At 75.3% G+C, this 22,869-nt stretch carries 25 protein-coding genes and 1 other RNA gene; 14 read left to right on the top strand and 12 right to left on the bottom strand.

Features of this window, described 5'->3' with window-relative positions; all coding sequences use genetic code 11:
- Positions 1 to 17: 17 nt before the first annotated feature.
- The gene (locus ACLWS4_RS04380) at positions 18 to 833 is read left to right on the top strand and encodes a site-2 protease family protein (protein ID WP_049660242.1); all 816 of its coding nucleotides are present in this window, start codon (positions 18 to 20) and stop codon (positions 831 to 833) included.
- Positions 834 to 852: 19 nt separating this feature from the next.
- Here the strand turns inward: ACLWS4_RS04380 and ACLWS4_RS04375 are convergent, their stop codons facing one another.
- Together ACLWS4_RS04375 and npdG are read right to left on the bottom strand one after the other, a co-directional pair.
- Positions 853 to 1,041, bottom strand: coding sequence for a hypothetical protein (locus ACLWS4_RS04375; RefSeq protein ID WP_074000852.1), 189 nt, complete (start codon positions 1,039 to 1,041; stop codon positions 853 to 855).
- A gap of 118 nt (positions 1,042 to 1,159) precedes the next feature.
- Positions 1,160 to 1,852 carry an NADPH-dependent F420 reductase gene (gene npdG, locus ACLWS4_RS04370; protein ID WP_049660247.1) on the bottom strand — a complete coding sequence of 231 codons (693 nt, stop codon included), beginning with the start codon at positions 1,850 to 1,852 and terminating at the stop codon, positions 1,160 to 1,162.
- Between the two features lie 47 nt (positions 1,853 to 1,899).
- Between npdG and ACLWS4_RS04365 the strand changes: the two genes are divergently transcribed.
- Together ACLWS4_RS04365 and ACLWS4_RS04360 are read left to right on the top strand one after the other, a co-directional pair.
- On the top strand, positions 1,900 to 2,601 hold the full coding sequence (locus ACLWS4_RS04365; RefSeq protein ID WP_387819742.1) for a hypothetical protein: 702 nt from the start codon (positions 1,900 to 1,902) through the stop codon (positions 2,599 to 2,601).
- 86 nt (positions 2,602 to 2,687) lie between these two features.
- Positions 2,688 to 4,025, top strand: a complete 1,338-nt coding sequence (locus ACLWS4_RS04360) for an MFS transporter (protein WP_416873405.1) — start codon at positions 2,688 to 2,690, stop codon at positions 4,023 to 4,025.
- 35 nt (positions 4,026 to 4,060) lie between these two features.
- On the opposite strand, the gene ACLWS4_RS04355 is transcribed toward ACLWS4_RS04360, so the two are convergent.
- Positions 4,061 to 4,288: a hypothetical protein gene (locus ACLWS4_RS04355; RefSeq protein ID WP_049659898.1), complete on the bottom strand. Its 228-nt coding sequence runs from the start codon at positions 4,286 to 4,288 to the stop codon at positions 4,061 to 4,063.
- Between the two features lie 112 nt (positions 4,289 to 4,400).
- Here ACLWS4_RS04355 and map point away from each other — a divergent pair, with 112 nt between their 5' ends.
- Positions 4,401 to 5,246 carry a type I methionyl aminopeptidase gene (gene map / locus ACLWS4_RS04350; RefSeq protein ID WP_049659897.1) on the top strand — a complete coding sequence of 282 codons (846 nt, stop codon included), beginning with the start codon at positions 4,401 to 4,403 and terminating at the stop codon, positions 5,244 to 5,246.
- Positions 5,247 to 5,288: 42 nt separating this feature from the next.
- Here map and ACLWS4_RS04345 read toward each other — a convergent pair whose 3' ends face one another.
- Positions 5,289 to 5,984: a bifunctional DNA primase/polymerase gene (locus tag ACLWS4_RS04345; protein WP_049659894.1), complete on the bottom strand. Its 696-nt coding sequence runs from the start codon at positions 5,982 to 5,984 to the stop codon at positions 5,289 to 5,291.
- 413 nt (positions 5,985 to 6,397) lie between these two features.
- Here ACLWS4_RS04345 and ACLWS4_RS04340 point away from each other — a divergent pair, with 413 nt between their 5' ends.
- Together ACLWS4_RS04340 and ACLWS4_RS04335 are read left to right on the top strand one after the other, a co-directional pair.
- Positions 6,398 to 6,616 carry a hypothetical protein gene (locus ACLWS4_RS04340; protein ID WP_053112518.1) on the top strand — a complete coding sequence of 73 codons (219 nt, stop codon included), beginning with the start codon at positions 6,398 to 6,400 and terminating at the stop codon, positions 6,614 to 6,616.
- A 61-nt stretch (positions 6,617 to 6,677) separates the two neighbouring features.
- On the top strand, positions 6,678 to 6,875 hold the full coding sequence (locus tag ACLWS4_RS04335; RefSeq protein WP_375874053.1) for a hypothetical protein: 198 nt from the start codon (positions 6,678 to 6,680) through the stop codon (positions 6,873 to 6,875).
- Positions 6,876 to 6,950: 75 nt separating this feature from the next.
- Here the strand turns inward: ACLWS4_RS04335 and ACLWS4_RS04330 are convergent, their stop codons facing one another.
- Entirely contained in the window at positions 6,951 to 7,547 is a 597-nt protein-coding gene (locus tag ACLWS4_RS04330; protein ID WP_107418642.1) for a PadR family transcriptional regulator, read from the bottom strand.
- A gap of 283 nt (positions 7,548 to 7,830) precedes the next feature.
- On the opposite strand from ACLWS4_RS04330, the gene ACLWS4_RS04325 reads away from it, so the two are divergent.
- Both ACLWS4_RS04325 and ACLWS4_RS04320 read left to right on the top strand, forming a co-directional pair.
- Positions 7,831 to 8,229, top strand: coding sequence for an ACT domain-containing protein (locus ACLWS4_RS04325; RefSeq protein ID WP_074000845.1), 399 nt, complete (start codon positions 7,831 to 7,833; stop codon positions 8,227 to 8,229).
- 103 nt (positions 8,230 to 8,332) lie between these two features.
- Positions 8,333 to 8,590: a hypothetical protein gene (locus tag ACLWS4_RS04320; protein WP_049658025.1), complete on the top strand. Its 258-nt coding sequence runs from the start codon at positions 8,333 to 8,335 to the stop codon at positions 8,588 to 8,590.
- Between the two features lie 20 nt (positions 8,591 to 8,610).
- Here the strand turns inward: ACLWS4_RS04320 and rnpB are convergent.
- From rnpB to ACLWS4_RS04305, 3 genes are all read right to left on the bottom strand, one after another.
- An RNA gene (rnpB, locus tag ACLWS4_RS04315) (RNase P RNA component class A) lies at positions 8,611 to 9,008 on the bottom strand.
- Positions 9,009 to 9,021: 13 nt separating this feature from the next.
- Positions 9,022 to 10,536 (bottom strand): MFS transporter, encoded by a 1,515-nt coding sequence (locus tag ACLWS4_RS04310; protein WP_082346113.1) that lies wholly within the window; start codon positions 10,534 to 10,536, stop codon positions 9,022 to 9,024.
- Positions 10,537 to 10,632: 96 nt separating this feature from the next.
- Positions 10,633 to 12,084 carry an RNB domain-containing ribonuclease gene (locus tag ACLWS4_RS04305; RefSeq protein ID WP_416873404.1) on the bottom strand — a complete coding sequence of 484 codons (1,452 nt, stop codon included), beginning with the start codon at positions 12,082 to 12,084 and terminating at the stop codon, positions 10,633 to 10,635.
- 111 nt (positions 12,085 to 12,195) lie between these two features.
- Here ACLWS4_RS04305 and ACLWS4_RS04300 point away from each other — a divergent pair, with 111 nt between their 5' ends.
- Together ACLWS4_RS04300 and yaaA are read left to right on the top strand one after the other, a co-directional pair.
- Positions 12,196 to 12,645, top strand: coding sequence for a DUF3995 domain-containing protein (locus ACLWS4_RS04300; protein WP_380776483.1), 450 nt, complete (start codon positions 12,196 to 12,198; stop codon positions 12,643 to 12,645).
- A 10-nt stretch (positions 12,646 to 12,655) separates the two neighbouring features.
- Positions 12,656 to 13,441 carry a peroxide stress protein YaaA gene (gene yaaA, locus ACLWS4_RS04295; RefSeq protein ID WP_416873403.1) on the top strand — a complete coding sequence of 262 codons (786 nt, stop codon included), beginning with the start codon at positions 12,656 to 12,658 and terminating at the stop codon, positions 13,439 to 13,441.
- Positions 13,442 to 13,462: 21 nt separating this feature from the next.
- Here the strand turns inward: yaaA and ACLWS4_RS04290 are convergent, their stop codons facing one another.
- The 3 genes from ACLWS4_RS04290 to ACLWS4_RS04280 are packed head-to-tail and all read right to left on the bottom strand — an operon-like array spanning position 13,463 to position 16,210.
- On the bottom strand, positions 13,463 to 14,602 hold the full coding sequence (locus ACLWS4_RS04290; protein ID WP_416873402.1) for a bifunctional RNase H/acid phosphatase: 1,140 nt from the start codon (positions 14,600 to 14,602) through the stop codon (positions 13,463 to 13,465).
- A 4-nt stretch (positions 14,603 to 14,606) separates the two neighbouring features.
- Positions 14,607 to 15,350 carry a zinc ribbon domain-containing protein gene (locus tag ACLWS4_RS04285; RefSeq protein WP_049659174.1) on the bottom strand — a complete coding sequence of 248 codons (744 nt, stop codon included), beginning with the start codon at positions 15,348 to 15,350 and terminating at the stop codon, positions 14,607 to 14,609.
- Between the two features lie 23 nt (positions 15,351 to 15,373).
- Complete coding sequence (locus tag ACLWS4_RS04280; RefSeq protein WP_049659175.1) at positions 15,374 to 16,210, bottom strand: Nif3-like dinuclear metal center hexameric protein; 837 nt, start codon at positions 16,208 to 16,210, stop codon at positions 15,374 to 15,376.
- A gap of 666 nt (positions 16,211 to 16,876) precedes the next feature.
- Here ACLWS4_RS04280 and ACLWS4_RS04275 point away from each other — a divergent pair.
- The 3 genes from ACLWS4_RS04275 to ACLWS4_RS04265 all read left to right on the top strand — a co-directional run bounded on the left by ACLWS4_RS04275 (position 16,877) and on the right by ACLWS4_RS04265 (position 20,033).
- Positions 16,877 to 17,254 (top strand): hypothetical protein, encoded by a 378-nt coding sequence (locus ACLWS4_RS04275; RefSeq protein ID WP_416873401.1) that lies wholly within the window; start codon positions 16,877 to 16,879, stop codon positions 17,252 to 17,254.
- A gap of 2 nt (positions 17,255 to 17,256) precedes the next feature.
- Positions 17,257 to 19,242, top strand: coding sequence for an alpha/beta hydrolase family protein (locus ACLWS4_RS04270; protein ID WP_416873400.1), 1,986 nt, complete (start codon positions 17,257 to 17,259; stop codon positions 19,240 to 19,242).
- Positions 19,243 to 19,859: 617 nt separating this feature from the next.
- Positions 19,860 to 20,033, top strand: a complete 174-nt coding sequence (locus tag ACLWS4_RS04265) for a hypothetical protein (protein WP_158077660.1) — start codon at positions 19,860 to 19,862, stop codon at positions 20,031 to 20,033.
- 152 nt (positions 20,034 to 20,185) lie between these two features.
- Here ACLWS4_RS04265 and ACLWS4_RS04260 read toward each other — a convergent pair whose 3' ends face one another.
- Positions 20,186 to 21,268 (bottom strand): alcohol dehydrogenase catalytic domain-containing protein, encoded by a 1,083-nt coding sequence (locus ACLWS4_RS04260; protein ID WP_416873399.1) that lies wholly within the window; start codon positions 21,266 to 21,268, stop codon positions 20,186 to 20,188.
- Positions 21,269 to 21,429: 161 nt separating this feature from the next.
- On the opposite strand from ACLWS4_RS04260, the gene ACLWS4_RS04255 reads away from it, so the two are divergent.
- Positions 21,430 to 22,827 carry a M48 family metallopeptidase gene (locus ACLWS4_RS04255; RefSeq protein WP_416873398.1) on the top strand — a complete coding sequence of 466 codons (1,398 nt, stop codon included), beginning with the start codon at positions 21,430 to 21,432 and terminating at the stop codon, positions 22,825 to 22,827.
- Positions 22,828 to 22,869: the final 42 nt, after the last annotated feature.

Below are 22,869 nucleotides of genomic sequence, written 5' to 3'. Positions count from 1 at the left end.
CACGGAGCACCCACACCATGACCTTCGCCGCCACGCCGCGCTCCCGCAGCGAGGACCGCCGGATCAGCCCGGTGTTCTGGGTGCTCCTGGCCGTCCTCGGCACCTCCGGCTGGGCGGTGTACCAGGGCTACGGCAACGCCTCGTTCGGGGTGTTCCTGTTCGTGGTCGCGGGCTGGATGGTCTCGCTCTGCCTGCACGAGTACGCCCACGCGCGCACCGCGCTGCACGGCGGCGACATCTCCGTCGGCGCCAAGGGCTACCTCACGCTCAACCCGCTGAAGTACGCCAACGTGCTGCTCAGCTTCGTGCTGCCGATCGTCTTCGTGATCCTCGGCGGCATCGGCCTGCCCGGCGGCTCGGTCTGGATCGAGCGGCACCGCATCCAGGGCCGGCTCAAGCACAGCCTGATCTCGGCGGCCGGCCCGCTGGTCAACCTGCTCATCGCAGCGGCGCTGCTGGTCCCGATCGGCGCGGGCTGGCTGGACGACCCGACCGTGCACGCGTTCTGGGAGGGCCACGAGCTGATCATCTCGCCGTTCTCCGGCGCGCTGGGCTTCCTCGGCTTCCTCCAGCTGAGCGCGGCGGTGCTGAACCTGCTGCCGGTGCCCGGACTGGACGGCTACGGCATCGTCGAGCCCTGGCTGTCGTACCAGACCCGGCGCGCGATCGAGCCGTTCGCGCCGTACGGGATGCTCGCGGTGTTCGCGCTGCTGTGGCAGCCCCAGGTGAACGAGTTCTTCTTCGGGATCGTCCACGGCCTGATGAACCTGTTCGGCGTGGACCAGGACTACGCGACGCTCGGCCGGTACCTGTTCAGCTTCTGGAAGAACTAGCCCTGCTCGGCGGCCGGCGCTACTCGGCGGCGGCCGCGGTCGCGGCGGCGATCCTGGCCCGGCGGCGGTCCATCCACAGCACGTTGCTGGCCACGCCGGCCAGCGGCAGCCAGATCAGGCCCAGCCAGAAGCCCTGGACCAGCGAGACCACCAGGGCCACGAGCGCGAGGACGACGGCGGCCAGGGCGAAGCGGGACGTGCGAGGCATGGCGGAGGGCTCCTAGAACGGGTGCGGGCGGCCGGGTCACGGCCGCCACCCATTGTCGCCGACCTCACCTCCGGACCGGGTCCAGGGGTGAGGTCGACACGCCTCTGCCCGGATCCGCTCAGACGTCGGTGATCCGCAGGCCCGCGTGGGCCTTGTACCGGCGGTTGACCGAGATCAGGTTGGCGACCAGCGCCTCGACCTGGTGGGCGTTGCGCAGCCGGCCCGCGAAGATGCCGCGCATCCCGGGGATGCGGGCGGCCAGGCCCCGGACGACGTCGGTGGCCTCCCGGTCGTCGCCGAGCACCATGACGTCGGTGTCGATGCTCTCCACCGACTCGTCCTGCAGCAGCACCGCCGAGAGGTGGTGGAACGCGGCGGTGACCCGGGAGTCCGGCAGCAGCGCGGCGGCCTGCTCGGCGGCGCTGCCCTCCTCCGGCTTCAGCGCGTACGCGCCCTGCTTGTCGAAGCCCAGCGGGTTGACGCAGTCGACGACGATCTTGCCCGCGAGCTCCTCGCGCAGCGCGGTCAGGGTGGCGGCGTGGCCGTCCCACGGGACCGCGATGATCACCACGTCGCTCTCCCGGGCGACGGTGGCGTTGTCGGCGCCGCGCACGCCGAGGCCCAGCGCGGCCGCCGAGGCCTCGGCCCGGGCGGCGTCGCGGGAGCCGATGATCACCTGCTGGCCGGCCTTGGCCAGCCGCAGGGCGAGTCCTCGCCCCTGGTCGCCGGTGCCACCGAGCACACCGACCACCAGCTGGGAGACGTCCGGGACCTCGTGGGCCGGGTTTGTCGCTGAATCGAGGGAAGTCATGGGCCGATCCTGCCAAATCCCCGGCCCGGCGGGACATCCTGGCCCGCATGGACGCGGTGAGAGTTTCGGCACTCCGGGAACGGCTGACGGGAACGGGCTGGCTGGAGGAGGTCGGCGGCTTCGCCGGCGCGCTGCGCCGCTCCGTGGAACGGCGCAGCGCGAGCGGGCTGCTGCTGGTCGGCACCGAGGCGTACGAACCCTGGCACCTGGCCGCCCACCTGGACGACGAGGCCGCCTGGTCGGACGTCCCCCGGCTGGCGCCCACCCTGCTGCGGCACAGCCCGCCGGCCGACGCCCCGGCCCACCTGACCCACGACCTGCGGCGGCTCACCGAGGCCGGGCGCGGTGACACCGTGCTGGTGGTGGTCCCCCGGGCGGCCGGCGCCGCGCTGCTGGAGCGGGTGCACGACGCGCGGCGGCGCGGCGCGACCGTGCTCGCGCTGGACGGGGGCTCCGCTGACGCCGACGGGTCGGACGGACCGGACGGGCTCACCGCACCCGACGGGACCGGTACGTCCGGCGGGCCCGGTGCGTCCGGCGGCCGCGGCGAACCCCACGGCCTCGACGAACTCCGCCGGCTCGCGCACGAGCGGCTGACCGTCGGCACCGCCGCCGAGGGGCCGTTCGACCTCGCCCAGCACCTGGTCAGCGTCGCCGCCGGGCAGCGGACCGGCCGCCGCTCCGTCCGGGACCGGCTCGCCGACCTCGCCGGGCGGCTGGCCTCGGGGCCCGCGATCACCCGCTGGTGACCCTGTTCACCACCCGGCCGAAAAGTTCACGCCCCGGTCGAAAACCCTTTGCGGAAGCGGTGGCCGCCGCCCGAGGATGACGGTTCGTGAACGTCGACGAACCCCCGCATCCCCCCGTGCCCGGGCGCGCCCGGAGGCTGCTGCACTCGCTGACGCCCGACCTGTCGCCCTGGCGCGCCTCGCGCGACTTCCGCTACCTGTGGACCTCCGGCTGCGTCACCAGTTTCGGCGGCTTCCTGACCCTCGTCGCCGTGCCGATGCAGATCAAGGAACTCACCGGCTCCTCCTTCGCGGTCGGCCTGATCGGCGCCGTCGAACTGGTGCCGCTGATCGTCTTCGGCCTGTGGGGCGGCGCCCTCGCCGACGCCCTGGACCGCCGGAAGCTGGTGCTGCGGGCGGAGGTCGCGCTCGGCCTGCTGGCCGGGCTGCTGCTGGTCAACGCCCTGCTGCCGCACCCGCTGCTCTGGCCGATCTACCTGGTCGCCGCGCTGGTCGCGGCCGCCGACGGCATCCAGCGCCCGGCACTGGACTCGCTCCTCCCCCGGCTCGTCCCGCACCAGCACCTGACCGCCGCGTTCGCCCTCAGATCGCTGTACCACAACGCCGCTTCGGTGGCCGGCCCGGCGCTGGCCGGTGTCGTGGTGGCCTTCGCCGGGGTGCAGACCGCGTACGCGCTGGACGTCCTCTCCTTCGCCCTCTCCCTGCTGTTGCTCGTCCGGATCAAGGCGGTGCCGCCGCCCACCGGCGCCGAACGGCCGTCCGTCCGGGCGGTGCTCACCGGGGTCCGCTACGCGTGGAGCCGCAAGGACCTGCTCGGCACCTACGCGATCGACGTCTGCGCCATGCTGTTCGCCTACCCGGTGGCCGTCTTCCCGTTCCTGGCCTCGGAGTTGGGGGCGGACTGGGCGCTCGGCCCGATGTACGCGGCCTCCGCCCTCGGCGCCCTGCTGGTCGGCGCGACCAGCGGCTGGACCTCCCGCGTCCACCGGCACGGGCGGCTGCTGGTGGTCGCCGCCGTCGGCTGGGGCGCGGCGATGGCGCTCGCCGGGCTCACCGCGCACATCTGGCTGGTGCTGCTCGGCCTGGCGCTGGCCGGCGGCGCCGACGAGATCAGCGGGCTCGCCCGCTCGACCATGTGGAACCAGTCCATCCCCGACGAGCTGCGCGGCCGGATGGCCGGCGTGGAACTGCTCAGCTACTCCGTCGGCCCGCAGCTCGGCCAGGTCCGGGCCGGCACCATGGCCGGGCTGGTCGGCGTGCGCGCCGCCGTCTGGGCGGGCGGTGCCGCCTGCGTCGTCGCCGTGCTCGCGGTCGCCGCCGCCCTCCCGAAGCTGCTCGCCTACGACGACCGCACCGACCCGCACGCCGCGGCCGTGCGGGCCGAACACGAGCGCGCCGCACGGGAGGCCGCGCCGACCGCCTGACCGGGGTCGGGATCGGGATCGGGGTCCCGCCGTGGTTACTCGGCCTCGTCCTTGGGCCGGTCGCTCCAGCGCGGGTCGTTCCGCCACTCGCGGTTGCGCTCGTCCGCGATCCGCAGGGCCTGAGCGGCCTCCTCGGGGCTGCCGTACGGGCCCAGGCGGTCCTTCGCCGGGCACTCCGGGCCCTCTTCGACCTTGTTGTGCTTGATGCAGTAGAACCACTCGCCGGGTTTGCCGGTCGGCTTGCGGTTGAATCCGAGGGGCATGACGCTCTCCCGTTCAGAAGGCCAGAAGGATGGGTCGGTACCGATCATTCCCCGCCCCGGGCCCGGCCGCACACCACCCGGGGCCACGGAGCCCGACGACTAGACTCGCGGCATGGCTCTCGTACCCGGCATCCAGTCCCCCACCCGCAAGGTCCCGGCGCACATCGCGCGCCCCGAGTACGTCGGCAAGCCCGCGCCGACGCCGTACACCGGGCCCGAGGTGCAGACCGCCGAGACGATCGAGAAGATGCGGATCGCGAGCGGGATCGCCGCCCGGGCGATGGCGGAGGCGGCCAAGCTGATCGCCCCCGGCGTCACCACCGACGCGCTGGACGCCGTCGCCCACGCCTACATGTGCGACCACGGCGCCTACCCGTCCGACCTCGGCTACCGGGGCTTCCCCAAGTCCGTCTGCACCTCGATCAACGAGGTGATCTGCCACGGCATCCCGGACTCGACCGTGCTCCAGGACGGCGACATCGTCAACATCGACGCCACCGCCTACATCCACGGGGTGCACGGCGACCTCAACGCCACCTACCTGGTCGGCGACGTGGACGAGGAGTCCCGGCTGCTGGTCGAGCGCACCCGGGAATCCCTCGACCGGGCGATCAAGGCGGTCAAGCCGGGTCGTCAGATCAACGTCATCGGGCGGGTCATCGAGTCCTACGCCAAGCGCTTCGGCTACGGCGTGGTGCGGGACTTCACCGGACACGGCATCAACACGTCGTTCCACTCCGGCCTGATCATCCCGCACTACGACAGCGAGCGGGCCACCGAGGTGATCAAGCCGGGCATGACCTTCACCATCGAGCCGATGCTGACCCTGGGCACCTACGACTACGAGATCTGGCCGGACGGCTGGACGGTCGTCACCAAGGACCGCAAGCGCACCGCCCAGTTCGAGCACACCCTGGTGGTCACGCCGACCGGCGCGGAGGTCCTCACCCTGCCGTGACCGGCGTCTCCCCGCCGTGACCAGCGTCGCCCGGTGGGCGCCCTAGCCGATCAGCCACTGCTCCTCGGCGACGGCGCCCACCTCGGTACAGGCGTCGGTGAGCACGTCCAGGACGCGCAGCGGGTCCGGCAGCGGCTGCTCGGGCCCGCGCAGCCACCGCACGTGGGAGCCGTCCGGCAGCGCGGCCGGCGGCAGCAGGGTGTACGAGCCGCGGCAGTGCCAGCGCAGGCCGGGGTGCTCGGACATGGTGTCCGGGGTGGAGTCGAGCGCGCTCGGCCACCACTCGTCCTCGTCCTGCGGGGTGCCGCGGGTGGCGGTGAAGAAGAGGTAGCGGTCCTCGCCGACGGCGGCGACGGGGCCCTCGACGCCCAGCGCCGTCAGCCGCTCCAGCGCCAGCCGTCCGGCCTCCGCCGGGACGTCCAGCACGTCGTGCACCCGGCCGGTGGCGGTGATGAAGTTCGCCTCCGGATCGCGGGAGAGCCAGCGGGAGAGCTGCTCGGGGTCGGTGGTGGCCTGGGTCTGCCAGGCGAAGGAGACCGGGTGCTGCGCCGGGGCCGGACAGGCCACCCGGTCGCAGGAGCACCGGTAGCCGGCCGGGTGGGCGGCGGGCGCGAGCGGGAATCCGGCGCGGACCGCGCCGAGCAGCTGATCGAGGTCGGCGGCCGGCCCGTCCGGGCCCCCCGCCCGCTGACGATCACGCTTCTGCCACCAGGTCGTCCACCTGCTGCCGGCTTCCATCGGGCCCCTTCCGCGCAACTGCCGTGCCTGGTGCGACACAGCGTTCGACGTACCACTCCGACGCAACGCACGGCGCCCCCGTCTGCTTCCCGGGGTGCTCGGCCCTGACGTCGGCGCCCTGCCGGCCGCGGCCCGGGGTCACCGGACGGCCGACGCCCGGGTCACGGTACGCAGTCGCGGCAGCACGCTGTCCGCGCCAAATCGGCCGGAGGGCGCGCGGATTCGCGCCTCGCCCGGCCCGTACGGGCCCGCTGACCCGGGTGGACCCCGAGGGCGTAACAGGAAGGATAAGGGTGCGGAGGGCCTCCGGATGACCGGGGGCGGTGCCTCTCCGGTCACACTCCCGGCGACGGCCGCGGGTGCGGCCCACGGGTGCGCCCCGGGCTCGTCCGCGGAGGTGAGACCCTGGAGGGATGAAGAGCGCGGACACCGCATTCGTCGGCGGCCCCCTGGACGGGAAGATCCTCCCCATCCCGCTGGGGCCGATGCTCGGCGTGCCCAAGAAGTACAAGGTCCCGGTCCCCGCGCACGGCGGGACGCCCGCGCGCACACTGGTGTACGTCCGGAGCAAGCAGGTTCGGGGCCTGAGCTGGTTCTGGCGCTACGAGTACGACGAGGCGGCCTCCGGCTGACGGCCGCCCCCTCCCTCCGCGGCCCCCCGGAGGTCGGCCGCAGTCTCCCCCGGAGGTCGGCATGGCGAGGACGGTACGGCACCCGCGGGACCGCTCCCGGGCGGTCCGGCACCACAACCGGGAGGTCGCCGGCGTCACCGGGGTGCTGCTCCTGGCGGTGTGCCTCTACAGCGTGGTCATCGAGCCGAACGCCTGGCTCTGGTTCGGCTGGGCGGTGCTGCTGCTGGTGTGCGTGGCCCTGTTCACGGTCCGGCCGTGAGGCCCTCCCCCCGGCCGCCCGGACCGCTCGGGCCACCCGGGCAACAGCACCGCCCGTCCCGCTCCCCCCGGTCGGTCAGTCATCCTCGGCGAGGATGAGGTACAGCTTCTTGCGGGCCTCGGTCAGCACCGTCAGGCCCTTGGCGCGCTGCGCCTCGGTGCCCGTGGCCATGACCTGGCGGATCGCCTGGTCGACGGCGGCGAGCGCCTGGCCGACCTCCTGGACGGCCTCCCAGTCGACCTCCCGGCCGGCCTCCGCCCACGGCTCGGCCGGCCCGGCGTCGGCCTCGGCCCGGCCCGCCTCGGTGAGCGAGACCAGCCGCTTGCCGCCGACCTCCTCCGCGGTGATCAGGCCCTCCTCCTCCAGCAGCTGGAGGTTGGGGTAGATCGACCCCGGGCTGGGCCGCCAGGCCCCGCCGGTCCGCTCGGCGATCTCGGCGATCATCTCGTAGCCGTGCATCGGCCGCTCCTTGAGCAGCGCCAGCAGCGAGGCCCGGACGTCACCGCGCCGGGCCCGCCCGCCCCGCCGCCCGTGCGGACCACCGCGCCGGCCGCCGTGCCCGCCGAAGCCGTGCCCGTACGGGCCGCCCATCGGCCGGCCGGGACCGCCACCACCGAACGGCGGGCCGAACCCGCCGAACGCCTCCCGGCCCTCGAAGCCCTCCCCGGGCATCCCCCGGAACTCCGGCCCCGGGCCCGGCCCGCGGCGCCGACCGCCGCCGCCGAGGCCACCGGGGCCACCACTGTCACCGCCGCGCGGGCCCTCCCAGCGGAATCGCCTTCCTTGACGTTCTGAGCGCATCGCGCCCACCTCCTCGAATCTCTGAGGTTCAACGAGGCAGTCGAGTCACTGTCTCGATAGTTCGACGATATATCGGTGACTGTCGCTCGTCAACGGATTCCGACACGCCCACGGAGCACCGCGCAGCCCCCGCCCAGCCGCTACGGTGGCGGGCATGGCCGCAGAACGAGACCTCGCGACGCTGCTGCGCGGCATGAGCCCGCAGCTCAACCCCGGGCGGTACGTCTACTGCACGCTCCCCGCCCGGGTGCCCGCCGGCATGCGGCCGGTGGTGACCGTCGCCGAACCCGAGGGGGTCACGATGGTGATCGCCCAGGAGGAGGCGGACGCGCTCGGGCTGCGCTACGAGTACGTGGCGGCCTGGATCACCCTGCGGATCCACTCGGCGCTGGAGGCCGTCGGACTGACCGCCGCCGTGTCCGGCCGGCTCGCCGAGGAGGGCATCAGCTGCAACGTGGTGGCCGGCTTCCACCACGACCACCTGTTCGTCGCCGCCGCCGACGCCGACCGCGCCGTCCGCGCCCTGGAGGACCTCGCCGCCGGCTCCGCCTGAGCCCCCGCCCGCCCCCTCCGGGTGGCCGCCGCCGACCGGGCCTTCGACACTGGGAGACGAGCCGCCCCGCCGGGGTCGGCCCCACCGGAAGGAGACGGCCGCCATGGCCATCTGCGTCACCTGCGGCAACGACTACTGGCTGGCCTTCGAGATCAGGACGGTCACCGGCGACACCTACACCTTCGACAGCTTCGAGTGCGCGATGGAGAAACTCGCCCCACGCTGCGAGCAGTGCGACGTCCGCATCGTCGGCCACGGCGTCGAAGTCGCCGGCATGTTCTTCTGCTGCGCCAACTGCGCCCGCGTCAACGGCGGCCTCGGCGACCAGATCCGCGACGCCGTCGGCGCCCGCCCCGCCTGACCGGCGGGCGGGAAAGGGGGCGGAAGAGTCGGCCTGTACGCCGGGTTCTGTCTCCCGGGTTGCTTGCGCGGCCCGGGGAGGCGGCCATCCATCTAGGGCTGCCGTTGCCGACAGCCTCGTGCGGTCCACCCGCGGACTCGGGCGAGCAGCCTTCAATCGTCCGCGCACGGCGCCCGAGGGCGCCGATCTTGACCTTGCTCCAGGTGGGGTTTACCTAGCCGGCCGGGTCACCCCGGTCGCTGGTGGTCTCTTACACCACCGTTTCACCCTTACCCACCACGAAAAGCGGTGGGCGGTCTGTTTTCTGTGGCACTGTCCCGCGGGTCACCCCGGGTGGGCGTTACCCACCACCCTGCTCTGTGGAGCCCGGACGTTCCTCGGCGGGTCTGGGACCCGTCGCGACCGCCCGGCCGACTCTTCCGCCGTAGTGGTCATCGTAGCCGCTCGGGCGGCGCCTCCCGTACACCGGACCGGACGGCCGGTGCCTCGGCGCCGAGGCGGGCGGCCACCCGGGCCGCCGTCGCGCTCGCCCGGGCGGTGGTGGTGGCCAGGCCGAGGGCGAGGACGGCGCCGCCGAGGCCGACCAGGATCCACCAGCCGGCGTGGCTGGCCGGGGCGAAACCGGTCGCGACCGGTCCGACCACGGCCGCGGTGACGACCGTACCGATCACCGCCACGCCCAGCGACTGGCCGACCTGACGGCTGGTCGAGGCGACCGCCGCCGCCACGCCAGCCTGGGCGCGCGGCATCCCCGCGACGGCGGCGTTGGTGATCGGCGCGTTCACCATGCCGAAGCCGAAGCCGAACAGCGCGTACGCGACCAGCAGCAGGGCCGGCGGGGAGTCGGCGGCGAGCCGGGTGAGCAGCAGCCCGCTCGCGGCGAGGCCGATCCCGGCCGCGACCAGCGGCAGGCGCGGGCCCCGGCCGGCGACGATCCGTCCGGACAGCGGCGCGCAGACCAGCATCATCCCGGCCATCGGCAGCGTCCACAGGCCGGCCTCGACCGGGCTGTAGTGCCGGACGTCCTGGAGGTAGAGGGTGCTGAGGAAGAGGAAGCCGCCGAGCGCGGCGAACGCGCAGACCGCGGTGACGGCGGCGCCGGTGAACGGCACGCTGGCGAAGAACCGGGGGTCCACCAGCGGCTCGGCCACCCGCCGCTCCCAGAGCGGGAAGGCGACCAGCGCGGCCAGCGCGGTCGCGGCCAGGGTGAGGATCAGCGGGGAGGTCCAGCCGTTGGCCGGGCCCTCGATGATCGCGGCGGTGCCGCAGCCGAGCAGCACGATCATCAGCAGCTGCCCCACCGGGTCCAGCCGGCGCGGCCGGGGGGCGCGGGACTCCGGGACGTAGCGGGCGGTCAGCGCGATGGCGGCGAGCGCCACCGGGACGTTGATCAGGAAGATCGACGGCCAGCCCGCGCCGTCCACCAGGAAGCCGCCGAGCAGCGGGCCGAGCGCCATCGAGATGCCGACCACGCCGCCCCAGACGCCGATCGCCCGGGCCCGTTCCTTCGGGTCGGTGAAGGTGTTGGTGATGATCGACATCGCCACCGGGTTGAGCATCGAGCCGCCCACCGCCTGGAGCGCCCGGAACGCCACCAGCCAGCCCAGGCTCGGCGCCTGGCTGCACAGCAGCGAGCCGAGCGCGAAGCAGACCAGGCCGGTCTGGAACACCCGGCGGCGGCCGAAGCGGTCGGCCACCGAGCCGAACAGCATCAGCAGCGAGGCCAGCACCAGGGTGTAGGCGTCGATGATCCACTGCAGCCCGGACGCCGGGGCGTCCAGGTCCCGCTGGATCACCGGCAGGGCGATGTTCACCACGGTGTTGTCGAGGCCGACGATGAACAGGCTCAGGCAGCAGATCGCCAGGACGAGCAGACGGCGGCGGCGCCCGAGCGCGGGCCCGGGGGCGGGCGCGGCTGCGGCGGCGCGGGGCTGGGGGGCGGGCACGGGACCGATCCTCCCACCGCGGGGCGGGCCGGGGCGGGTGAGCCGCGCGTCCGGGTGGCGGGTGGCGTAATCCAGGTGGCACGGGGACGCGGCCCGCTAGACCGCCGTGAAGCGGACGGTCCGGGTGGCCGGGTCGGCCGTCGTCAGCCGGACGTCGATCACCCGGCCGAGCGGCAGCCCGTCCGCGGCCGTGTCGCAGCGGGCCCGGACGGCCGGGTCGCGCAGCTGGACGGTGCCGGAGCCGGGCCGCCGCTCGTCCACGTCGATGACCACGGCGGCGAAGTCCTCGCCCTCCCGGCCCGCGAGCAGCTCCGCCTCCACCAGGTCCACGCAGGCCCGTTCGACCTCCGCGGCGCGGCGGTCCCCGCCCGCCATCAGCGCCGGGACGGCCGGCAGCGCCTCGCGCACCCACTCCGGCACGTCCTCGCCCGCCGCCACCGCCGCGCACACCTCCTGGGCGAAGCGGTCGCCGAGGCGGCGCAGCGGCGCGGTGCAGTGCGCGTACGGGGCGGCGAGCGCGGCGTGCTCCGGCTCGGCGGGGGCGGGCAGGCCGCGGGACTCGTCGAAGGCGTGGTAGCCGGCGCCGCGCAGCAGGCCCGTACAGGCGTTGAGGAAGGCGGCGTTGAGCGGAATGTCCGGGTCGAGGGAGCGGATCAGCTCGGGGTACGGGACGGCCTGCGGCCAGTCCACGTCGAGGGCGGCGGCGATCCGGCGCAGCCGCTCGTAGCCGGTGGCGGGCGCGGCGGGCAGGGTGCGCAGCAGGCCGACGCCCGCGTCGAGCATCAGGTCGGCCGCGGCCATGCCGGTGAGCAGGGAGATCTGGGCGTTCCAGCCGTCGGCGGGGCCGGGGGCGCGGTAGCCGAGGACGTAGCCGTGCAGGGTCTCCTCGACCTCCTGTTCGGGCACCGGCAGGCTGATCCCGCCGCGGGCGCGCTCCTGCTCCTCGCGCAGCCGCCCGACGGTCGCGAACAGGGCGAGCTGCTCGTCGGCGCCGCCGAGGTCCACCGCGCGCTCGACGGCGGCGTAGTCCAGCCGGCGGTGCGAGCGGACCAGGGCGCGGCGCAGGTCGGCGAGGACGACGGCGCCGTCGGCGTCCAGGTCCAGCTGCCAGAGCAGGGCCGGGCGGGGCTCGCCGGGCAGCAGGCTGGCGGCGTCCTCGGAGATCCGGGTGGGGTGCAGCGGGACGCGGTGGTCGGGGAAGTAGAGGGTCTCGACCCGGCGGCGGGCCTCGGTGTCGATCGCGCCGCCGGGGTGGACGAAGGCGGCGACGTCGGCGATCGCGTAGTGCACCCGGTAGCCGCCGCCGGGCCGGTGGGCGAGGTGCACGGCCTGGTCGAGGTCGCGGGAGCCGGGCGGGTCGACCGTGAACAGCGGCAGGTCGGTGGCGTCGTACTCCGGCAGCCGGGGGCGCTCGGCCGCCTCCTCCGCCTCGGCGAGCACGGCCCGCGGCCACTCGGTGTGGACCTCCAGGCGGGTGCGGAGCTCGGTCAGCTCGGTGTTGATCCGGGCGGAGTCGGCGGCCTTGACGCGCAGTTTTCGGCGAGGCATGCACGCCAGGGTAGAGCGGGGCCGGGCGGTTCCGGGCCAGGCTCTGCCCGGGGGCGGCGTAAGCACTCGTACGGTGGGGGCAAGTGGCCGTGCACGAAGGGGGTTTGGGCGATGGGTGCGGTGAAGGTGGCCGGGGGTGTGGTGGCTGCGGCGCTGGGGGCGACGGGGGCGCTGCACGCGGTGTGGGCGGTGACGCCGTGGCCGCTGGGGTCGGCGGAGGAGTTCGCGGACGTCGTGGTGGGGCAGGGTGAGGGGGTGCCGCCGGTGGGCGCGTGCCTGGCGGTGGCGGGGGCGCTGGGGGCGGGGGCGTACCTGGTGGGGGCGGAGGCCGGGGTGCTGCCGCAGGTGGGGCCGCGGCGGCTGCGGCGGGCCGGGGTGCGGGTGGTGGCGGGGGTGCTGCTGGCGCGCGGGGTGGCCGGGCCGGTGGTGTTCGGCCGGGTGAGTGAGCGTTCGGAGCGGTTCCGGCGGCTGAACGTGCGGTACTACTCGCCGCTCTGTGTGGCGCTGGGGGCCGGGGCGGCCGCAGTAGGGTTGCGGGGTTCGTCCGCCACAGATTGTTGAGGAGTCCGCTGTGCTGGTGCTGTTGCCGCCCTCGGAGGGCAAGGCCGGGTCCGGGGACGGCGGGCCGGTGGCGCTGGAGCGGCTGTCGCTGCCGGGGCTGACGGCGGCGCGCGGCGCGGTGCTGGACGCGCTGGTGGGCCTGTGCCGGGGTGACGAGGACGCGGCCTCCGAGGTGCTCGGCCTCTCCCCCGGTCTGCGCGGCGAGGTCGCCAAGAACGCCGGGCTGCCGACGGCGGGTGCCCGCCCGGCGGGCGAGGTGTACACCGGGGTGCTGTTCGACAACCTCGGCCTGGCCACCCTGGACGCCGCCGCGTACGACCGGGCCGAGCGCTCGCTGCTGGTCTTCTCCGGTCTCTGGGGCGCCGTGCGGATCTCCGACCGGATTCCGTCCTACCGCTGCTCGATGGGCGTCAAGCTCCCGCAGCTGGGGGCGCTCGGGGCGTACTGGCGGAGCGCGATGGCCCCCGTGCTCCCCGAGGTCGCGGACGGGCTGGTGCTGGACCTGCGCAGTTCCGCGTACGCGGCGGCCTGGAAGCCGGCCGGCGAGGTGGCCGCCCGGACCGCGACCGTCCGGGTGCTCCAGGAGCGGAACGGCAAGCGCAGCGTGGTCAGCCACTTCAACAAGGCGACCAAGGGGCGGATCGTCCGGGACCTGCTGGCGGCCGGGGCGGAGCCGAAGACCCCCGGTGAGCTGATGGACGCGCTGCTGGGGCTGGGCCACCACGTCGAGCTGGCGGCGGAGGGCACCGCGCGCAAGCCGTGGCAGCTGGACGTGGTGGTCACCGAGGTGCACTGAGCACCCCGGTGACGACGGGCCCTAGCGCAGGTGCGAGGTGTCGTTGAGCAGCCGCACCGAGGCGTTGCCGTCCGCGTAGTACTGGACGGCGCAGATCGAGGCGGCGGACAGCTCCATCCGGTACATCGAGTCCGGCGGGGCGCCGAGCGCCAGCCGGACCAGGGTCTTGATCGGGCTGACGTGCGAGACCACCAGCACGGTCTTCCCCGCGTACCGGGCGAGGATCTTGTCCCGGGCGACGCCGGCCCGGTGGGTGAGCGTGGTGAAGCTCTCGCCGCTGCCGGTCGGCTTGGCCTTGGCGGAGCCGAGCCAGGCGGTCAGGTCGTCGGGGTAGCGCTCCCGCACCTCGGCGAAGGTCAGGCCCTCCCAGGCACCGAAGTCGACCTCGCGCAGCCCGTCCTCGTACCGGACCTCCAGGCCGAGCCGGGCGGCGACGGTCTCGGCGGTCTGCCGGGTGCGGAGCATCGGGGAGGCGACGACCGCCTGGACGCTGCCGCGCGCGGCCAGTGCCTCGGCGGCCCGCTCGGCCTGCCAGCGGCCCTTGTCGGAGAGCTCCGGGTCGCTGCCGCCGCTGCCGGAGAAACGCTTCTCCGGGGTGAGCGGGGTCTCGCCGTGGCGCAGCAGGACGAAGGTGGTGGGGGTGCCGAGGTCGGCGGGGGCGGCCCAGCCGGCCTTGGGGGCGGCGGTCTCCAGCGGCGGCTCGTCGACGGCCGCGGCTGCGGCCTTGGGCTTCGGCTCCCACTGGCGGCCGTCGCGGCCCGCGTCCATCGCCTCGTTGGCCAGCCGGTCGGCGTCCTTGTTCCGCTCGCGCGGGATCCAGGTGTACGTGACCCGGGCGCGCGGGAGGACGGTGCGCGCCTCGGCGGCGAGCGGCTGCATGTCGGGGTGCTTGATCTTCCAGCGCCCGGACATCTGCTCGACGACCAGCTTGGAGTCCATCCGGACGTCCACCGAGGCGTCCGGGTCCAGGTCGCGGGCGGCCTTGAGCCCGGCGATCAGTCCCTTGTACTCGGCCACGTTGTTGGTGGCGTGGCCGATGAACTCGGCGGCTTCGGCGATGATCTGCCCGGTGTCCCCGTCACGGACCACCGCGCCGTAGCCGGCCGGCCCCGGGTTGCCCCGGGACCCGCCGTCGGCCTCGACGATGAAGCGCGCCGCCACCGGATCAGACGCCCGAGTCGGAGGTGCGGACCAGGATCCGCGAGCAGTTCTCGCAGCGGACGACCTTGTCGGCCGGCTCGGCCTTGATGGCGTTCAGCTCGGTGATCGAGAACTCGGTGCGGCAGCCCTCGCAGCGGCGCTGGTAGAGGCGGGCCGCGCCGACGCCGCCCTGGGTCTCGCGCAGCTTGGTGTAGACCTTCAGCAGGTCGGCCGGGATGACGGCGGCGACGGTCTCGCGGTCGCGCTTGACCTTCTCGGCCTCCCCGTCGATCTCGGCGAAGGCGGCGTCGCGGCGGCCCTCGGCCTCGGTGAGGACGACGGTGGAGTGCTCCAGGCGGGCGGACAGCTCCTCGACCCGGCTCTTGGCGCTCTCCTGGCGCTCCATGATCTCCAGCACGACGTCCTCCAGGTCGCCCTGGCGCTTGGCGAGCGAGCCGATCTCGTGCTGGAGGTTCTCCAGGTCCTTCGGCGAGGTGATCGCGCCGGAGTCCAGGCGCTGCTGGTTGCGGGCGGCACGGGAGCGGACCTGCTCGACGTCCTGCTCGGCCTTGGTCAGCTCGCGGGCGGTGTCGCCCTTCTGGGCCTCGGCGGCGACGACGAGGTCCTTGAGCGCGGTGTGGTCGGCGGTGACCTTCTCGATCTCGGCGTGCTCGGGCAGGCTCCGGCGCCGGTGGGCCAGCTGGTCGAGCTTCGAGTCGATGGCCTGGAGGTCGAGCAGGCGGTTCTGGTCGGCGGGCGCGGCGTTCAAGCGGAGAGCTCCTGTGAATCGGGTCAGGCGGTGAAGGACATGGGGGCGTGCGCGGTCCACGGGTCGGTGACCCGGTGGGAGACCTTGGTCTCCACGGCCCAGCCGCGCTTGTCGGCGGCGGCCAGCAGGGCCCGCTCGGCCAGGGTGAGCCAGGGCCACTCGGTGGCCCAGTGGGCGGCGTCGAGCAGCGCGACGGGCGACGCCTCCGCGGCCTCGGAGGCCGGGTGGTGACGCAGGTCGGCGGTCAGGTAGGCGTCCACGCCGGCCGACCGGACGTCGGCGAGGAAGCTGTCGCCCGAGCCGCCGCACACCGCGACCCGGCTGACCAGCCGGTCCGGGTCGCCGGAGACGCGGACGCCGGCGGCGGTGGCGGGCAGGCCCGCCGCCACCTGCGCGGCGAAGGCGGAGAGGGTCAGCGGGGGCTCCAGCAGGCCGATCCGGCCGGTGCCGCGGCGGCCCAGCGGGTCGGTCGGGTCCGGCACCAGCGGGCCGGTCACCCGCAGGCCCACCGCCTCGGCGAGCGCGTCCGAGACGCCGGGGTCGGCGTGGTCGGCGTTGGTGTGGGCGACGTGCAGGGCGATGCCGTTGGTGATCAGCGTGTGCACCACCCGGCCCTTGAAGGTGGTCGCGGCGACGCTGGTGGTGCCGCGCAGGTAGAGGGGGTGGTGGGTGACCACGAGGTCGGCGCCCCACTCCACGGCCTCGTCGACGACCGCCTGGACGGGGTCGACGGCGAAGAGCACGCGGTTGACCTCGGTCTGAGGGTCTCCGCAGACCAGGCCGACGGCGTCCCAGGACTCCGCCCACTGCGGGGGGTAGACCTCTTCGAGCGCGGTGATGACGTCGGACAGTTTCGGCACCTGTCGAGACTACCGTGCGCGCGGGGGCGGTCGGGCCTCGGCCGTACGGCCGTACGGCCGGGCGCCGGGGGAACGGTCGCGGCCGGGTCGCGTCGCGCCTGCGGCACCGGCCGACGCCGCCGGTCCGTCGCCGGTCCGTCCTCGGTACGTCCTCGGTCCGTCTTCGACGCGTCGCGGCCGCGTCGGCCGGTGCCTCGTGGCCGTTCGGACAGGGGAGCTGGGGGCGTACGGGTGCACGTCAATCTGCGACGAGAGGCGCCCGGCGGGCCCCGCGCGCTCCGTACGCGGCCGCGCGCCGGTCGTCCGTTACTCACAGCAGGGTTCCCGTACGGGTTCGAAACCAGGCCTTTGCACCCTTACGAGTGAAGTGACCGGCTCTGCGTTGAGGCTTCGGTTGGCTCGAAAGTAACTTCACTTCTGCGAACAGGAGTTGCCCCGGCGGCGGCCACGACCAGGAGTCGGGCGGTGCCGTGCCGGGCCGGACGGGATCCGGGTGAGCACTCCCGTACCGGGGCGGTACCGCCGCCCCTTCCGGAAGAACCGATCAGGCCGGGCCGTCCCCGGGTGCCGTGAGCAGTGGGCACCGGGGGCGGCGGCCGCGACGAAGGGATGTGGTGGCGAATGGGGGCGGGCACATCGCTGCGTACGGCCGGGGACAGGGGATCGGTGGACCGCGGACCGGGTGCGGCCGGTTCGTGGCCGGAGGCGGAGCGGGCGGCACCGGCCGGTGCCGGAGGCCGGGGAGGCGGCGGTGACCGGGAGGTCACCGTCGGCGGCTTCCGGCACACGGCCCGGCCCGCCGGGCGAGGGCCGGTGCCGCCCGCCGTCGGTCCGATCGGGCAGGAGGACCCCGCCGTCCTGGTGCAGGAACGAATCGCCGGGCCTCCGTCCTGCCGCGGCCGGGTCGCCGCCCGGCCGGGGCAGGCCGACGGCCTGGCCCGCCCCGGCGCCGTGGACCCGTCCGGCAACGCGGGCCCGTCCGGCACCACAGGCCCCTCCGACCCGGCGGGCCCGTCCAGCACCACCGGGGTGAGCGGAGCATGAACGTGGCCACCCGAACCATGACCCAGACGCTGCGCCGGCTGAGCTTCACCTTCGCCGCCGACGGCAGCCACGCCGCCTGCCTCGCCTCCTCCGCCGACAGCGGCTGGTACGTGGAGAGTTGGCGGCTGCCCCAGGACGGCGGACCGGCCGTGCCGACCGCGCTGCCACTGCCCGGCAACCGCGCGGAGAGCCTGCGCTCACAGCTGGTCGCACTGCCGGACGGCTCGGTGCTGACCTGCCGGCACGACGGCGAGCGGCACGACCTGGTCCGCCTCTCGTACGGCGGGAACGGCGCCCTGGAACAGCAGTTGGGCTCGCTGCGGATGACCGGCCTGCGGGTCCTGCCGCTCCCCGCCCAGGCCGGGGCCGACCCGCGGACGCCGGTGGCGGTCGCACTCGGCAGCGACACCCGTCCGGCGACCACCGCCTGGCTGGTGCGCACCGACGGCAGCGAGCCCGAACAGGTCGCCGAGATCCCGGGGTTGCACGGCGGCGGCACCTGGCTGGACCGTACCGGCACGCTGCTCGCGCTGGACCGGGTGAACGCGGGCCTGGTCCGCAGCGTGGTGCTCGACCTGCGCGCCGGCCGCACCTCCCCCCTGCTGGAGATCGGCCCGCAGAGCAACGACCGCCTGGTGCTGTTCGACCCGGACAGCCGGTTCGCGATGGTGCGCAGCGACGCGCCCGGCACCGACCGGCTCGGCTGGGGCGTCCTCGGCGCCGGGGAGCCGCTGCGCTTCCCCGAATGCCTGCACGTCGCGGGCATGTTCCTGCGGCCGGTCGCCCTGCGGGTCGCGGCGGACGGCCCCCGGGTCGCGGTGCAGATCGACCACGGCGCGGGCTCGGCGCTCGCGCTGTGGCGGCCCTCGGCCGGGCGGCTGGACCCGCTGCCGGTCCCGCCCGGGCGGCTCGGCGCGGTCGGCCACTGGGGCGAGGCGGGGCTGCGCGTGCCGTACTCCTCGCCCGACCACCCGACGGCGCTGGCCACCCTCGACGTCGACACGCTGCTGACGCACGGCCCGCTCCCGCCCGTCTCCGGCCCGACGCCGCTCCCGCTCCAACTCGCGCCGCTGGCCTCGGGGTTGCCGGGCCCGTGGCGGGACACCATCCTGCCCTGGCAGCCCGGCGGGGTGCGCCCGGTGCGGACCGAGCCGCCCGGCTGGCGGCTCGACGGCAGCACCCCGCCCGGGGACGGCGGCCGCTGGCATCCCGCGCAGAGCCTCGAACTCGCGGGCCCGGCAGGCCCGTTGGAGGCCGTGGTGTACGGCGGGGACGCCTGGCTGAGCAGCCCGCACCTGGTGCTGGCGCTGCACGGCGGCCCGGCGGACGCCTGGCGGCTGGAGTTCGACCCGACACTGCAGCGGATGGCCGCCGAGGGCCTGGCGGTGGTGGCGCCGAACCAGCGCGGCTCCACCGGCTACGGCGTGGCGCACGCGCTGGCCATCCGGGGCGCCTGGGGCGGTCCCGACCTGGACGACGTCCTGTACCTGCTGGACGGCATCGCGGGCCAGCGTGCCGCCCTCGGCCTGGAGCCGCCGGCCCTCTTCGGGGTCAGCTACGGCGCCTTCCTGGCGCTGCTGGCGGCCTCGCACGCGCCGGCCGAGCAGGTCGCCCGCTGCGCGGTGGTCGCGCCGTTCCTGTCCGGCGCCCGGCTGCTGGCCGAAGCCGCGCCCCCCGTACGGGCGTTGACCACCCGGCTGGGCGGCGGCGAGCAGGTCGCCGACGCCCGCGGACCGCGCGACGTGCTGCAACTGGCGCACCGGCTGAGCGCGCCGCTGCTGGTGGTGCACGGCAACCGGGACGAGGTCGTACCGGTGAGCCAGTCCCGCTCGCTGCGGCACGAGTTGCTGCGGATCGGCCGGGTCGAGGGCGAGGACTTCCGGTACGTCGAGGCGGCCGGCTCCGGGCACGAGGTGCTCGCCGACGAGGGCGCCGCCGTCCTGCACGAGCTGCTGGCCACGTTCCTGCGGACCGGCCGCCCGGGCTGACCCGCCGCCCGGCGCCGTCCCGGACACCAAGCTCGGGCACCGAGCCCAGGCGCCAGGCCCAGACGCCAGCCCCGGACGGCCTCGACGCCGCGCTAGGCGATCCGAGTGAACTCTCCGCAGGTGGGCGCCACTTGTCGGCCTTGGTACGGACCTGCCCGTCCCCCGCCCCGGCCGTGCTGCCGGACCGGGCGGCCCGTCGTCCGGACGCCGACGCCGAGGAGCGGGTCGAACGGGCCTCCGCCGCGCACGCGGGGACACTGATGATCGCCGATGATCGTTGCGCGCCGCATCAGTTCCGCACCGCGGGCGGACCCGGCTGCCGCCGCCGGACGGCGGGCGCGGGCCGCCGGCCCGGCCCGGCGGTCTCCGGGCGCCGTCCCCGCGCCACCGCGAGCCGGTCGGCCGCAGGCCCGCTTCCGGGCCCGGGACCAGCGCGGGACTCGCGTCATGATCTCGATAGGATCTCGTCCGTCCCGGCCGTTATGGTGACCGGGGCACGGGCCGCGATCACCGGCTACGGGCGCGTACCGGGCGCCCGATCGGGGACCAGACCGTGCGCCACCGGCGCCGGCCGGGCGCCGATGACCTGCACCCTCCGCACGGAAAAGACGATTCTCATGTCCGACACCCTCACCGACACCACCGGACCCGCGGTTACCGGGACCGACGCCGACGAGAAGACGGCCAAGGACACCGCGTCGCACGGCCGCCACCGCGGTGGCTCCGCCGCCGACGACAGCCCGGAGTCCGACCCGCACGGCCGCCACCGCGCGGCCGGGGCGCTGGGCTGACCGCACCACCACCAGGGCACCGCGTACGAGGGCCCGCCGGGAGGGCACGGACTCCCCCGGCGGGCCCTCGGCCTTCCCGAAGCCTCTGCCCGAAGCCTCCGCCCGAAGCCTCCGTGCGAAGCCCCGAGCAGCGCCCCGGCCGCGGCCCGCCCTCAGCCCAGCGTCACGACCGTCCGCAGCGCCTCGCCGCTCCGCATCTGCGCGATCGCCTCGTTGACGTCCGCGAGCCCCACCCGGTGGGTGACCATGCCGTCGAGGTCGATCCGCCCGGCCCGCCAGAGGTCCACGACCAGCCCGATGGTGCGCGCCACCGTCGCCCCGCCGTAGAGCGAGGGCAGCAGGCGCTTCTCGTTGAAGAACAGCTCGCCCATGGTGAACTGCGCGAGGTCGTCCTGCGCGCCCGCGCCGATGACGACCACCGCGCCGCCGCGCCGGGCGGCCTCGTAGCCGGCCCGGACGGTGGCCGCGCGGCCGACCGCCTCGAAGACGTAGTCGAAGCCGCCGCCGGGCAGCTTCTTGGCCGTCGCCTTCAGCTCCTCGGGGGCGATCGCCTCGGTGGCGCCGAACGCCAGGGCGCGCTCGCGGCGCGAGGCCACCGGGTCGACGACGGTGATCCGGCCGGCGCCGCAGACCCGGGCGCCCTGCACGGTGGCCACGCCGACCCCGCCCGCGCCGATCACCGCGACGGAGGCGCCGGGCTCGACCCGGGCGGTGTTCACCGCGGCGCCGATGCCCGTGGTCACGCCGCAGCCGATCAGCGCGGCGGCCTCGTACGGGAGGTCGTCGGGCACCTTGATGACGGCGTTCGCCGCGACCACGACCTCCTCGGCGAAGGCCCCGGTGCCGTAGAAGCCGGAGGCGCTCAGCCCGCCCTCGGCGATCCGGAAGCCCGGGGCGCCGAGGCCGCGCAGGCTGGCGATGCAGAGGTGGCCGCGGTCCCGGCGGCAGTGGTCGCAGCGGCCGCAGGGGGCCATCCAGCAGAGCACCACGCGGTCGCCGGCGGCGAGGCCGGTGACGCCCTCGCCGACCTCCAGCACGTCCCCGGCGCCCTCGTGCCCGGGGACGAACGGCGCGGGCTGCGGCAGGACGCCGCTCATCGCGGAGAGGTCCGAGTGGCAGAGGCTGGCGGCGCGCATCCGGACCCGTACGGTGCCCGGCCCGAAGCCCACGGCCGTCACGTCCTCGCGGACGTCGAGGGTCTCCTGGCCGGTCTTGTGCAGGACGGCTGCGCGCATGGGTGCTGCTCCCGGGGTGCCTGGTGTTCCTCGGATCGGCGGTCGGGCCGATTCTGGCACGGGCGGCGCGACGCGACTAGAACGCGTTCCACAACAACCGGCCGGCGGAACTGTACGAATTCACTGTCCTTCCACCACTGCGACACGCCATGATCACCACCGTGTCGACACCCCTTCCGACGTCCTCACCGACGTCCCCGCCTGCGCCCTCACCGGCCTCCCCCGAGCAGCCCGCCCACGGCGCGTCCTGCCCCCGCTGCGCCGCCGAGCTGACCGCCGACCCGCGCTTCACCGCCTGGTGCCCGGCCTGCGACTGGAACCTGTCCCCCGGTCAGGACGGCGCTCCCGCGCCCACCCGGCGCGAGCGGGCGGCGGCCGACCGCACCGACCGGCTGTTCGAGGAGCAGGCCGCCGGCGGCGACTCCCCGACCGCCCGCCGCGACTGGCTGCTGGCCTCCGCCGCCGCCGGCCTGGTCCACCTGGTCACCGTCGGCCTGCTCTGCCTGGCGGTCTGGCTGCTCGTCACCGGGAGCACGGTGCAGCGCTGCGCGGGCGTGGTGGCGCTGGTGGTCGCGGTCGCGCTGCGGCCCCGGCTCGGCCGGGTGCCGCGCGACCAGAACGTCCTCGACCGCGCCTCGGCCCCGGCCCTGTACGGGCTGGCGGACCGGGTGGCCGCCGAGCTGGGTGCCGCGCCGGTGGCCGTCATCCGGGTCACCGACGAGTTCAACGCCTCCTACGGGCTGGTCGGGCTGCGCCGCCGTCCCGTCCTCGAACTGGGCCTGCCGTTCTGGGAGGTGCTGGACGACCGGCAGCGGATCGCCCTGCTCGGCCACGAGTTCGGCCACCACGTCAACGGCGACCACCGCCGCTCGCTCTGGCTGCACAGCGCGGTCTCGGCGCTCGCGGCCTGGTACGGCATGGTCCGGCCCGACCGGCCGGGCCGCGCGCACGGCGACGAGCTCTCGCTGCTGATCCGGATCGGCGCGCTGGTCGGCGCGGTCGTCCTGCGGGCCGTCGCCTGGCTGCTGCTCCAGGGCCTCTACCTGTTCGACCGGCTCACCTCCCGCGCCGGGCAGCAGGCCGAGTACCGCGCGGACGCCCTCGCCGTCCGGGTCGGCGGCAGCGAGGCGGCCGGCGGGATGCTCGCGACGCTCCTGCTGTTCGGCCCGGTGTGCACCGCCGTGGGCCGGATCCGCGCCGAGGAGCGCCGGCGCCCCCGGACGGTCCGCCGCGGCCGGGGCCGGGGCCCGGAGCAGCCAGAACAGCCCGAACAGTCCGAGCGGCCGAAGCCGCCCGCCCCGGAACTGCTCTGGGAGCGGCTGCGCGAGCACCTCGGCTCCGTCCCCGCCACCGAGCACGAGCGCCTGCTGCGGCTCAGCGCCCGTGACCACGCCGCCGTGGACTCCACCCACCCTCCGACCCACCTGCGGATCGCCCTGGTCGAGCGCGCCGAGGCCCGGCCGGCGGCCGTCACCGCCACCCCCGCCGAGGTCGGGGCGATCGCCGCCGAGCTGGCCCCGCACCGCGCCCGGATCGCCGCCGACCTGCTCGCGGGCTGACCGCCGCCCGAGCGACGCACGGCACCGGTCGGCGCCGGCCGC

Origin of the sequence: Kitasatospora sp. SC0581 (genome assembly GCF_048159585.1) — a bacterium.
Lineage (GTDB): Bacteria > Actinomycetota > Actinomycetes > Streptomycetales > Streptomycetaceae > Kitasatospora.
The sequence above is the reverse complement of the archived record's forward strand: the minus strand, read 5'-3'. Positions and strand labels throughout refer to the sequence as shown.